Source organism: Psychrobacter sp. LFX-11D (assembly GCF_904846475.1).
GTDB classification, from domain to species: domain Bacteria; phylum Pseudomonadota; class Gammaproteobacteria; order Pseudomonadales; family Moraxellaceae; genus Psychrobacter; species Psychrobacter cryohalolentis.
Window position 1 is genome coordinate 26,234 of record NZ_CAJHAV010000014.1, and the last position, 12,716, is coordinate 38,949.

Genomic DNA, 12,716 nt, shown 5'->3' on the forward strand with positions numbered 1-12,716 from the left:
TCATATATTAAAAATAATAGAGGCAGATTTTAAGGCTTTAAACATCTGTAGCACGATTTGGACTAAAGATTTAGACTGGATAAGTCAAAACCTTGTACTTGTCCTGCCTTTGACAATCGTATTGCAACTTGGCGAGATTCTTTATCATCATTGCTATTACTTTGAATCATATCAATAAACATAGTAGGCGGCGGCAAATAGCTGTGCGCACGGCTAGCCCATTCAATGATAACCAACGCATTTGGCTCATCCAAATACTCATCAAAGCCAATAAAAGACAGCTCTTCTGGATCTTGTAAACGATATAAGTCAGCATGATAAACAGGTTTAATTGAGCCGTCATTTTGGGTAATACTATAAGGCTCAACCAAGGTATAAGTCGGACTTTTCACCGCTCCTTTATGCCCTAGCGCTTGCAACCAATAGCGAGTTAATGTGGTTTTACCCGCACCCAAATCTCCTGCCAGCCACACACTACCTGTCAGCGGCAAAGCTGCCAATTGCTCAGCCAAACGCTGAGTATCTTTTTCTGAATGCAGCGTCAAAGTCTTCAAATTCTTACCACCACTTATAGCTGCGTCTTCAATCGTTTGATTATTATTCATTAAACTCAATCTACCTGTACTTGCATTGTGACTGCTGGATTAACGAAACTCTCACCACGTATCAGTTTGGCATATAGCTCAGGGTCATGCCACTCTGCACATACTTGCTCGCTAAATTCGAAATCCTTTAGCACCAACTTACCCATTTGCTCATTGCTCACATCATCAGCAAAACACTGCGCGTAACCAGTCGCAGTTTCGTGCGCAATCACTGAATATACGCTGACATCCGCTTCGCCATTTTGCATTTGTGTCTGTTGCAGAATCTCTTGCGCCCAAAAGAATATCACCCGCGAGAACTGCTCTGCTGATGGCGATACCGGCAAGCTGATCCAGCGTGCACTGAATTTCTTACAGGCAGCGATGTACTCAGGATCGTCTTTACTCCAAAAACAAATCGCATGATCAAAGCTGTCGATAATGTCTTTAATAGAGGATTTTAATAAGCCAAAATCATAGACCATCTGCCCATGATCTAAACGCTTGGCCTCAAGTATCAGCTCAACCTGATAGCTATGACCATGAATCGAGTGTTTGCAGCGCTCAGAGCTACAGTTACGCACAATATGGGCGTTTTCAAATTTAAACAGTTTACGGATACGCATAATAATCAACCAAAACAGTAAGCATCATTGTGCTAAATAATAATAGGATAAAGGTTTGCCGCGATTTATCGGCTTGCTGCTCATTATAGCAAATCGTGATGTATTCGTAAGTAAGCACTTATTAACGCCAGCGTCCATTTGCTTGAAGCTAGCTATTAATCACCCTTAGGGCTATACTGATTTTAATAAGTATTAATCAGTCACATAAAAGGACAACATCATGAGTAAAGGTCAAGATAGTAAGAAGAATGTCAAAAAGAAGCCGCTATTAACGGCAAAAGAGAAAAAAGCGGCTAAACAATCAAAGAAAGATGATAATGGTAGCATCTTAGGAAAGCATTAATAGTAAGTGTCTCAACATGCCAATCAAGCTTAATGGTTTGATTGGCATTTTTTTATTTATATGATCAGTGAAAAGCAATATCGATACCTTATAGTACTGCTGGTATGAATTTACTAAATCTTGAATTAACAAGCTTTAATTTGCGCACTTTGACTCATAATCTAAGTACTGCGCGGCGCAAACATAATAATTGCCATGCCCAATAAAGCGATAGCAGAACCTACAATATCCCACGTCGTTGGGCGTATACCATTCACCGTCCACAACCATAAAATCGCCATCGAAATATAAACACCGCCATAAGCGGCATAGACCCTACCGGCAGCAGCTGGATGTAATGACAGCAGCCATACAAAAGCTATCAAACTCAGGGCACCAGGTATGAGTAACCAAACTGACTTACCCTCTCGTAGCCACAGATAAGGCAGATAACAACCTGCGATTTCAGCCAATGCAGTAAGAGCAAAAAGCCCTACTGTTTTTAATTCAGACAAAAGTTACTCCTCGACCGTGATAAATCCCGTCAAATAATGCACAGCATGACCAGAGATAAGCACTCTATCTCCTGTAACCACACAATCTAGCACCCCGCCACGTTTTGACGCTTGATAAGCAACCAATGTATTTTTACCCAGTCGCTGTGCCCATAATGGCGCTAATCCAGTATGAGCCGAACCCGTAACTGGGTCTTCATCACCACCATTGGCAGGCCAGAAATAACGTGAAATGAAATCGTAGTCTTTGTAGTGGGCAGATTTAGCCTGACAAGTGACAACCACATCGAGAGGCGCAAGTTGTTTTAGCGCGTCATTATCACGCTCTACATTTAACACGTCAAATTCCGAGTCATAAATCACAAAATATGCCTGTGCGTTTTTATAGACTTCAATAGGGGCAATAGACAATCCTGCCAGCAAACTATCAGGGATTTCACTGACTTTCTCAGGCTTAGTATTGGGAAAATCCATCTGTATTTTATCATGATCGGTTTGCTTGACCGCTAAAACCCCAACTGCTTCAGCTGAAAACTTAATAGACGTCAAAGTAGGGTTTTTCTTAAACAGTACAAAGGCAGAAGCCAAGGTCGCATGACCACAAAAATCAATCTCCGTAAGCGGTGAAAACCATCGAATATGATAAGTACCTTTATTATCCAAGACTATAAAAGCCGTCTCTGATAAATTATTTTCAAAAGCAATAGATTGCATGAGTTTCTCAGACAACCAACTTTCTGTGATAATCACTGCCGCTGAATTGCCTTTAAACACAGTATTAGTAAAGGCATCGATAACATTGATTTCTAATTGCATATTACGCTCTTATTTTTATGATAGGGATATCGCTGATTTACGGTAAAAAACACACTACTGTTAATAGAAGTAGAATGAAATTTCACAGCCTTTATCAGGCTCTATCTAAAGGATTGTCGCATCGGTTTGAATAGCTTATTTGTAGACTATAACTCAGTATCTATCATCTCCTGTATTTTCCTACAGACTCTCGAGCTTACCTTTTGCAAATCAGTATACATCTTTGAAAGATTTGCATTTATTATTTGGTCATTATAGGTAGAGTGCAATCATAACTAAGGCAATAGCTGGGGCGCGATATAATCTGTCAAATTAATGGTGGCTATCTTCTCAGCCCAATCTGGCTCAGTTGGATGCGGTAAACTATCTAAAACCGTCAAAGGCTTCTGATAAATTGTTTTAAAAGCATCCATAAACCCAATTGCAGTATCGCCGCAAGGTACGATGATAATATCAGCTGGCGCTTGCTCAAGCACTTCAGTTAATCGACTAACAAAGTCTTTAAAAACACCGTTTTTCTTCAAATATACAGGTAATTTATTCGGATTACTTTGATTTAAATTTTGTTTAATAGCTGCCAATTCATTCACTTTTGCTAAGTCTTCACTATTTAAAGCGCAAGGGTAAAACGCTTTATTCAGTGGCAACGTAGAGCAGTTCAAAATACCCAGTGGCTGATAATTTAGTGCTTTGATATTACAGCCTAATGGCAATTGGGCATCAAAATCCTTTAAATACCCTTGAGTCATCAAAAATTGAGTGAGCTCAAGCGCCGACTCGCCTGCCGCTGGATGTTGATGGATATATTCATTGATATAGGGAGATTCTAGAATAAATAACACTTTTAACTTTTTCACATCCTCAATCAAGTTAAATACTTTATATTTTTCTAAAGACATCGCAATTCTCCTTATGCCATCTATAGCTATCAGTTTTATGATACTCGTTCTTATTATAGAAGCAGATACGTAAAAAAGCACCCTATCGAGTCTGCCTCAATAGGGTGCTTTTTATTTAACGAACAATAAAAACCAACACGACAATTTAGATATCAAACTCAAGCGCTCTATCGCCCTCGCTATCTTTGATGCGCGTAGGCAGACCAATTTTATTCAATAGATTGATAAATGGCTTGGCATCAAGCTCTTCAACGTTTACCATTTTTCCTGCATCCCACTCGCCTGTAGCAACTAGCATCGCTGCGGCGACTGGTGGCACGCCTGCGGTATAAGAGATACCTTGACTACCAACTTCATTATAGGCATCTTTATGGTCTGCAATATTATAGATAAATACCTCACTATCGACACCATTAATCTTGCCTTTGACCTTGTCACCGATACAGGTTTTACCTGTGTAATTTGGCGCAAGTGAACTTGGATCTGGTAGGACCGCTTTCACTACTTTTAATGGGATAACTTCTTGTCCTTCAGCAGTCATGACTGGCTGCTCAGACAATAAGCCCAAGTTTTGTAGAACGGTAAAGACATTGATATAGTGCTCACCAAAGCCCATCCAAAAACGAATATTTGGCACATCTAAGTTGGCTGATAAAGAATGCACTTCGTCATGACCACTTAAGTAACTGTTTTGCACACCTACAACAGGCAAGTCATCTGTACGCTTTACTTCAAACATCTTGTTAGACTGCCACTTACTGTCCTGCCAAGAATAAACCGTACCAGTAAATTCACGGAAGTTAATCTCAGGATCAAAGTTGGTGGCGAAGTATTTACCATGACTACCAGCATTAATATCAATAATATCAATATCAGTCACTGAACCTGCATCCATCATGTCATAACCAAGACGTGCATAGGCATTGACCATACCAGGATCAAAACCTGCACCTAAGATCGCAGTGACATTATTATCGGCACAGCGCTGTTTGCGCTTCCATTCATAGTTGTCATACCATGGTGGCGTCTCGCAAATCTTGCGAGGATCTTCATGAATAGCGGTATCAATATATGCTACGCCAGTCTCAATACAAGCTTCCAATACAGTCATATTCACAAATGCCGAACCGACATTGATAAGGATTTGAATACCCGTATCTTCAATCAGCTGTATCAGCGCTTGGGTATCCATGGCATCGACTTCATGCGTGTGCAATACCGCTGGTTGCTTAAAGCTGTTCTTTTCTATAACGCTCTGAGCGATGGCATCGCATTTATCTTGGGTACGTGAAGCGATATGAATCTCGCCAAGTACGTCATTATGCATCGCACATTTATGTGCGACTACTTGAGCGACGCCGCCAGCACCGATAATAAGTACATCTTTTTTACTAGGCTTAACTTGTTGGTTTGTGTTCAAAGAACAATCCTCCTTTGTGTCCCTGTCGATACCATTGATATTGGCTATGCAAAACAGAAACGAGTGAATGATATGCGTGAATTAAAAAGGAAGACCGAGGAAAACCCACGCACCCGTTAGACAAATCCTACTGTGTTTGCCAGTAGCAATTATAACAATTTTTACTGACTTTTCGGCAAAAATTACAACATAACTTAAAAACGTCAAAGCGAATAAAAATTTATAGATAGTTGTTTAGCATTACCATTTGGTCATGCCAAATATGCGTCTAATAGCTTTATGACAAGCTCGCCTTATAATCTTGATAATCAAACTCGCGTTGGATATCGATACTGCCATCTAAGCGGCGAATGACAATCGCTGGCATATTCACGCCATTAAACCAGTTTTTCTTCACCATGGTATAGCCTGCTGCGTTACCAAAGGTAACGGTGTCACCTACTTTTAGCTTGTTTGGCAAGGCATATTCACCAAAGATATCGCCTGCCAAACAAGAACGACCATAGATAATCGTATTATCAGCTGATTTAGCGTTCTCGCTTATGGGTGCAATATTGGTAGGGTCAATATCAAGAGAGGCGATATTCATTAAATCACTATTAACAGCCGCTATCGGCGCTGACTCACGGTAAATCAGCAAATCAAGCATATGTGCTTCAATGGATGAATCTACTACAGCTAGATTTTTTTCATTATGCATCGTATCTAAAACGCTTGTGACTAGCGTGCCAGCACCATGAATACTTGCCTCACCCGGCTCAAGGTAGACTTGTACGCCATATTTTTCACTAAAGCCTTTTAACCTGTCAGCCAGTTTCTCTAGTGGATAATCAGGAGCAATAAAATGAATGCCACCGCCCAAACTGACCCATTCAAGCTGCTGCAAAACATCACCAAATCTGGTTTCGATATCAGCTAAGCTGTCACTAAATGCCTCAAAACTGTCATTTTCACAGTTGTTATGAATCATGACACCGCTAATATCACTCAACACGGCTGCAATTTTGTCTTTATCATGCTCACCAAGACGACTAAACGGACGTGCAGGATCGGCAATGATAAATGACGAATTACTGGTCTTTGGATTTAAGCGTAGTCCGACTGGGATGTTTTTTGCTGCTGCTTCACCTTTAAACGCATTTAACTGGGAGATTGAGTTGAAGATAATCTTGTCGGCATAGCTGAGTACTTCAGGCATCTCATCCGCGCTGTAAGCCACGCTATAGGCGTGAGTTTCTTTTTTATCTTTGTTACTAGCATCGCTATTATTACCAAAAGTCTCATAACCCAATCTGACTTCATTTAGCGAAGATGACGTTGTACCATGCAGATAAGGCTGCATGATATCAAAAACGCCCCAAGTCGCAAAACATTTGAGCGCAAGCAGTGCTTTTGCGCCAGACAACTCGCATAGGCGAGCGATAATCTGCATATTGGCGACGATTGCGGCTTCATCAAGCAAGTAATATGGCGTTGGTGGTAATGATGACTGAGTGTTTTGTAGCGAATTTTTTGTATTCATAAGGTTTACCTAATAGCTGCTGCTCGTATCATGACAGACATAAATATTTGCGCTATAGTAGACTAAATCTATCATAATTAGAATAGCTTATGTCTCTCTCAACCGATTATTCCACCTCAAAAAGCCATGCCAATTTATCGTCACTTGATCCAAAAAACATAAGTTTAGAGTATCTCAATTCAGAGGCGTGTGCCGTATTGGATTTTTGGTTTGATAAGGACAATGAACAGTATTGGTTCGAGCAAAGCCATGAATTTGATCAGCAAATAAAAGAGCGGTTTGGTAAAATTTGGCAAGCAGCAAAGCAAGGGGAATGCGTCACTTGGCGCATTTCAGAAGCAGCAACCGACTGCAATAGCTCCATTACCGCTTTGGCTGGGCGTCTGGCAGAGATCATCGTTTTAGATCAATTTTCACGCAATTTATGCCGCAATAAAGCGGAGGCGTTTGCGCAAGATGGTATGGCGCTGGTGTTGGCTCAAGAAATCGTATTGCAGCCACATTTTTCTACCTTACCAATGACATGGCGCAAATTTGCTATTATGCCGTTTATGCATTCAGAATCTTTAAGGATTCATAGTCGCTATCTGCCATTATTTGAGCAGCTCGATGATGCCATTACGTTAGATTTTGAGCAGCAGCACAAAGAGATTATCGAGCAGTTTGGGCGTTACCCACATCGCAATAACACGTTAGATCGCGAGTCAACAGATGAAGAAGAAGCCTTTTTGCAGCAGTGGAACTCGTCGTTTTGACGTGATAACGCTTTCATAGTGGATTGACCATTATATAAAACAAGGGCTGAATCAGATAACTGGTTCAGCCCTTGTTTTATAACTTGTTCTATAATAAGTCTTTTAGATCACGCAATTAATTGTTCACAGCACCAGTTTTAAAGGTAAAGCTCTCACGCTCTGTGGCTTTGCTATCGACTAAGATATCAAAGCTGACACGGTAATCACTATTGCCATGTAAACCACAATTTGCGTCTTTTTTACTGGTGCTTGTACAGCTTTTCAAATTGTCCGTAATGGGCAAGATGAACGCTTCGTTCGCTGGTAGCTCATATATGGTGTTTTTATGGGGATCTTGGCGATAATCTAATATCTCAATGGGCACATCCATATTACGCTGTATATCATGGAATTTAACATTGCTGATATCAATCGTTTGAGCAGACGGCATACTGACATAAATAGGCTGTCCGATAGGATCAGTTTGTAAGTCACGACCCGTTCCTTTGACCGGACTTGGCGTTTCGTTATACAACGCAGTGACGGTACCGCTGACCCCTTGGCATGGATAAGTGAATATTCCTGCTACCGTATTATCTTTGGTTGCCTGCGTCGCTGAGGCATGGTTGACTAATACATAACCTTGATTATTAGCCCTATCCTTACCAAAAGGCTTATAAGTGACCATACCCGTCCCTGTCAAACTTGAACCTGGTAGCATCAAAGAGCGCAGATGATAAGGCGCTGCCAATAACGACTTAGCCATTGAGCCTGCCACTGTATCAGAGCCTATAATATTGCCTGCCGAGCTATAGTAAACCGATTGGGCAATATTCTCAGTAACCCCATATCGGGCGTTGCCATATTTTGCCTGTAATAACCGGTCTGTGAAGCTAACGCCCCTAAAGAACGGGTTATTATCACCCGTGACGTTTGCGATATCTGCAATCATATTCTCATAATGTGGACTAAAAGTAGTCGGTGTGCTGTTAGCAAATACGTGCTTGATGTATTTGGCATGTTGAATCGCAATATTATCCAGTGCGGTGTCAGCGGACAAGCCACCAAGACCACAGCTGGTACGTGCTAGACTAAAGGTATTACTTGCGATTAATGCTGCTTGTGCCTCATTGTCGCTTGCCACATTATTAGTTTGGTCATCGGGCTTATCAGTCGAGGTATCATCAGAGCTAGCAGCAGGTGCTGTTGGCTCTGATGATACCTCTTTAGCGCTATTGTCTGAGTCTTCGCCACCGCCACAGGCCGTTAAAAAAGCCGTTAATAATATAATTACAGCGAGGTTTTTTTCTGGCAATTTAAGGGTCATCTCTTATCCTATAAGATAGTGGCGTGGTTATTATGAACAATAATTTGGGTATAACGGATATTATCGAATACTTATTCGGATGTCATTTAACAAAAAGTATAAAGCTTTAAGGCATATTTATTAAAAAATTAACAATTATTTCGCTTAGGCTATTTATTTAGATAAATCAGCCACTCTCTATCCACTCTTAACTCTCTAACGCCTTTCTCACTGGTGCAAAGCTGCGTCTGTGCGCGGCTAATACACCATAAGTTTCGATTGCCTCCATATGTGCGCGTGTTGGATAGCCTTTATGCTTGGCAATGCCATATTCAGGATGCTCAGCGTCAAGCGCGTACATGGTTTTGTCACGGCTAACTTTTGCCAAGATACTTGCGGCGGCAATACTGGTATGAAGCGCATCGCCCTTGACCCACGCTTGGCAGTCAACTACTTCTTCTTCGACACCAAGTTCTAAGAGCCTTGCATAATCTAAATCTGGACAGCGATTACCATCAAATAAAACCTCAACTTTCAGCATAGGTGTGCCAAGATGCGCGGCTATCGCCTCTAACAACATCTCTGTACATAAACGCATCCCAAGCATGGTAGCTTGTAAGATATTCACTTGGTCAATCACTGCCGCTGGAATATCAGCAATGACATAACCAATGGCATATTGCTGAACCAAGGGATACAGCATATCGCGCTTTTTTTCGCTCAACTGCTTGGAGTCCGTCAGTATCGATAAGGGCGTATCTTTGAGAGGCTGCCCTTCAATCAGTCCTGACCAAGCACGTGGTAATATTGCCGATGCAACATTCACGCTGCCCAATAATGGTCCACGCCCTGCTTCATCGACACCAATCTGAAGCACTGAGCTCGTATCACTCTGTGCAATAGTGTTCGAATATTGCGCAAGTAATTCGTTGATATTAAGTTGACCAGATAAATAAATGGGAGAAGCCAAATTAATATATTGTCCTTTTATATCAATCTGCTCGATACTGCGTTCAATTTTTAAAAGATTACTCTCTATATGTAGCATGCTATTCATTAATTTTATTGTCTTATTTTATGAAATGAAAAGGTATGTAATGAATTTTCTTACTAGATCTGCGGCGTTTTCGACGGATAATTTTGCAGATACCATTGTTCAATCACGCTATTGGCAGGCTCATGATTGCTTTGCTGTTGCAAAAGATGCTTGGTCTGAATCAGCGCATTCAATTGCTCCGCATAAGCACGTGGCTGCAAAAGGCGCATGACGGTACGGCAGATATTGTCACCACTTGCTTGCTCTTGAATAAGCTCCGGTACGATCGCGGTAGCTGCCAAAATATTTGGCAAACCCACATAGGGCACTTTGACTAGACGTTTAGCAATCTGATAGGTTAGCTGATTCAGCTGATAGACGACGACCATCGGACGCTCAAGTAGCATCGCCTCAAGCGTTGCGGTACCTGAGGCTAACATCACAATATCTGATGCCGCCATCGCCTGCTGACTAAAGGTTGGCTGGCTATCATCATAGACCACCACGATGGCGGCACGCAGCTGCTCTGAGCGCTGATCAATCACATCTTGGACGATATATTGATGGTTTTGATCGACAGTTGGGATGATAAAGCAAAGCTTTGGGTCCAATAAAAGCAGCTTTTGGATACCGTCTAGCATCAAGGGTAAAATAGCCGTTATTTCACCGCGGCGTGAGCCCGGCATCACACAAATAAGCTGACTGACCTCATCAAAGCGTTCGATAAAAAACTGCTGCAAGCCATCGTTGTGCCAGACCAGCTCACTACGGCGCTGATTGATTGGTATGTCGAGCAGTGACTGGTCAATGGTATGCATCAGTGGATGCCCAACGCATATCGCCGGATGCTTATAACGCTCGTAAACAGGCAGCTCAAACGGAAACAGGCACAATACCAAGTGGGTTGCCGCTTTAATATTATGAATACGTGACTCGCGCCAAGCCCAGATAGAAGGACTAACATATTGCACGCAAAACACGCCTTTAGGCTTTAATTTTTTAGACACTCGTAGATTAAAATCAGGGGCATCTATGCCAATAAACCAATCAATATCCGCCTTTTTAAAAGCAGCCAGCAACTCACGACGCGCCTTAAGCAAATCAGGCAATTGCCCCATGACTTCTACCAGACCCATCACTGCCAAACGGGACAATGGAAAAATACTATTAAGCCCTTGTTCCTGCATTTTGGTACCGCCCACTCCGACCCAAACGATGTCATCACGTAGATTGTTCATCTGCTGCATAAAATCTGCACCCAGACTGTCTCCTGATACTTCACCAGCGACGATACCGATAACGAGCGGCTCACGCGCTACATTAGCCAACTCGTGAGTATCAAATGGCGCAGTTAAATCAGTCTGAAGCGTATGGTTATCGGTCATGAAAAGCTCTTAATAATAAAGTGTTACAGTGAAAGTCGTACAAGGGAAAAAACATGGATATTATAAAATATAACATAGGGTATCTATTATAGGATACGCACCATCATAATCAGCGGCATTTGTGGTGCTAAAATTCAGCTATTTATACTGCCATCATACGTGACGATGATAAAAATAGCGAAGCTGCCCGAAGAAATACAGTGGCATAAACGTCTCTTTATCCTACCTATAATCATCAAGTATAACCAAGTTTTCGCATCAGCATTCCAGTTATCAGTCAATTAACTGCTTGACTGCCCTTGTCAACTGGTACTTTTGTCCGCATAATGAAAGTCCCTATAAATCAGCTAGACGATATATAATCATGATAACAACCGCTACCCATAATGCAGAAATTGACGACGTGAATATTGAAAAATTTATTCCATTAATCACACCCAATGAGCTAAAAACCGAACTTCCTTTATCAAACGAAGCCTATAAAACCGTTTTAAATGGTCGTCACACTATCCAAAACATCTTGGATGGCAAAGACAAGCGTTTGTTTGTGGTTATTGGTCCATGCTCTATTCATGACATCAAAGCCGCTCATGAATATGCTGATCGCTTAGCCATATTGGCGAAAGAGATTGAAGACAGCGTATTCGTTGTGATGCGTGTCTATTTTGAGAAGCCGCGCACGACCGTTGGCTGGAAAGGCATGATTAATGACCCTGATATGAATGACAGCTTTGATATTGAAAAAGGTTTGCGTACAGCCCGTAAGCTACTGCTTGATCTCAATGAAAAAGGACTACCTTGTGCTACTGAAGCGCTTGACCCGAATACACCGCAGTACATGCAGGACTTGATCAGCTGGTCAGCGATTGGCGCACGTACAACCGAGAGCCAAACGCACCGTGAGATGAGCTCAGGCTTATCATGCCCAGTCGGCTTTAAGAATGGTACTGATGGTGGCATGACTGTTGCGGTCAACGCCATGCAAGCGGTAAAAGCGGGTCATAGCTTTTTAGGTCTTTCTTCAGATGGTAAAGTGTCTATCATCAAATCTAAAGGCAATCCTTATGCTCACGTGGTATTACGCGGTGGCAATGGTAAGCCTAACTACGATGAAACAGCAGTCGCTCAAGTAGAAGACGCGCTTGCCAAAGGTAAAACCAGTAGCAAGATTATGATTGACTCAAGTCATGCCAACTCTGGTAAAGACCCTTACTTGCAACCGATGGTGATCCAAAACGTCGCGGAGCAAATCAGAAACGGTAACAAGTCAATCATTGGTATGATGATTGAGAGTCACTTAAAAGGCGGTCGCCAAGAGCTGACTGCTGATTTGGACGCGCTCGAATACGGCATGTCAATTACTGATGGTTGCTTAGATTGGGACAGCACGGTCACAGCACTACATAACTTACGTGATATGGTCAAAGACATCCTACCTAACCGTTAATAACTGCTTATCCAACAATAGCTACTTATTAAAAAAGCCCGTTTGACACTAAATTGTCAGACGGGCTTTTTTCATGTTTAAGATTATGACTTTAGTTTTCTAAG

The 12,716-nt window shown here is 41.8% G+C and carries 13 protein-coding genes; 3 read left to right on the plus strand and 10 right to left on the minus strand.

Annotated elements, in window-relative coordinates:
• Positions 1–62: 62 nt before the first annotated feature.
• Both tsaE and JMX75_RS10445 read right to left on the minus strand, forming a co-directional pair.
• Positions 63–605, minus strand: coding sequence for a tRNA (adenosine(37)-N6)-threonylcarbamoyltransferase complex ATPase subunit type 1 TsaE (gene tsaE / locus JMX75_RS10440; protein WP_149491725.1), 543 nt, complete (start codon positions 603–605; stop codon positions 63–65).
• A 5-nt stretch (positions 606–610) separates the two neighbouring features.
• The gene (locus tag JMX75_RS10445) at positions 611–1,210 is read right to left on the minus strand and encodes a 6-pyruvoyl trahydropterin synthase family protein (protein WP_201532267.1); all 600 of its coding nucleotides are present in this window, start codon (positions 1,208–1,210) and stop codon (positions 611–613) included.
• A gap of 220 nt (positions 1,211–1,430) precedes the next feature.
• Here JMX75_RS10445 and JMX75_RS13060 point away from each other — a divergent pair, with 220 nt between their 5' ends.
• Complete coding sequence (locus JMX75_RS13060; protein WP_020443648.1) at positions 1,431–1,553, plus strand: hypothetical protein; 123 nt, start codon at positions 1,431–1,433, stop codon at positions 1,551–1,553.
• 161 nt (positions 1,554–1,714) lie between these two features.
• On the opposite strand, the gene JMX75_RS10450 is transcribed toward JMX75_RS13060, so the two are convergent.
• The 5 genes from JMX75_RS10450 to JMX75_RS10470 form a co-directional block, all read right to left on the minus strand.
• Positions 1,715–2,047 (minus strand): YnfA family protein, encoded by a 333-nt coding sequence (locus JMX75_RS10450; RefSeq protein WP_201532268.1) that lies wholly within the window; start codon positions 2,045–2,047, stop codon positions 1,715–1,717.
• Positions 2,048–2,050: 3 nt separating this feature from the next.
• On the minus strand, positions 2,051–2,863 hold the full coding sequence (locus JMX75_RS10455) for a PhzF family phenazine biosynthesis protein (protein WP_201532269.1): 813 nt from the start codon (positions 2,861–2,863) through the stop codon (positions 2,051–2,053).
• Between the two features lie 275 nt (positions 2,864–3,138).
• The gene (locus tag JMX75_RS10460; protein ID WP_201532270.1) at positions 3,139–3,762 is read right to left on the minus strand and encodes a hypothetical protein; all 624 of its coding nucleotides are present in this window, start codon (positions 3,760–3,762) and stop codon (positions 3,139–3,141) included.
• Positions 3,763–3,907: 145 nt separating this feature from the next.
• Positions 3,908–5,182, minus strand: a complete 1,275-nt coding sequence (locus JMX75_RS10465; RefSeq protein ID WP_011513832.1) for a saccharopine dehydrogenase family protein — start codon at positions 5,180–5,182, stop codon at positions 3,908–3,910.
• Between the two features lie 277 nt (positions 5,183–5,459).
• The gene (locus JMX75_RS10470; protein ID WP_201532271.1) at positions 5,460–6,704 is read right to left on the minus strand and encodes a carboxynorspermidine decarboxylase; all 1,245 of its coding nucleotides are present in this window, start codon (positions 6,702–6,704) and stop codon (positions 5,460–5,462) included.
• A gap of 89 nt (positions 6,705–6,793) precedes the next feature.
• Between JMX75_RS10470 and JMX75_RS10475 the strand changes: the two genes are divergently transcribed.
• The gene (locus JMX75_RS10475) at positions 6,794–7,459 is read left to right on the plus strand and encodes a DUF924 family protein (protein ID WP_227673171.1); all 666 of its coding nucleotides are present in this window, start codon (positions 6,794–6,796) and stop codon (positions 7,457–7,459) included.
• 115 nt (positions 7,460–7,574) lie between these two features.
• Here JMX75_RS10475 and JMX75_RS10480 read toward each other — a convergent pair whose 3' ends face one another.
• From JMX75_RS10480 to lpxB, 3 genes are all read right to left on the minus strand, one after another.
• Positions 7,575–8,765 carry a CAP domain-containing protein gene (locus JMX75_RS10480; RefSeq protein ID WP_201532272.1) on the minus strand — a complete coding sequence of 397 codons (1,191 nt, stop codon included), beginning with the start codon at positions 8,763–8,765 and terminating at the stop codon, positions 7,575–7,577.
• Between the two features lie 187 nt (positions 8,766–8,952).
• On the minus strand, positions 8,953–9,792 hold the full coding sequence (locus JMX75_RS10485; RefSeq protein WP_227673172.1) for a ribonuclease HII: 840 nt from the start codon (positions 9,790–9,792) through the stop codon (positions 8,953–8,955).
• A gap of 62 nt (positions 9,793–9,854) precedes the next feature.
• On the minus strand, positions 9,855–11,165 hold the full coding sequence (gene lpxB / locus JMX75_RS10490; RefSeq protein WP_201532274.1) for a lipid-A-disaccharide synthase: 1,311 nt from the start codon (positions 11,163–11,165) through the stop codon (positions 9,855–9,857).
• A 364-nt stretch (positions 11,166–11,529) separates the two neighbouring features.
• On the opposite strand from lpxB, the gene JMX75_RS10495 reads away from it, so the two are divergent.
• Positions 11,530–12,612, plus strand: coding sequence for a 3-deoxy-7-phosphoheptulonate synthase (locus JMX75_RS10495; RefSeq protein ID WP_011513838.1), 1,083 nt, complete (start codon positions 11,530–11,532; stop codon positions 12,610–12,612).
• The last annotated feature ends 104 nt before the right edge of the window (positions 12,613–12,716 follow it).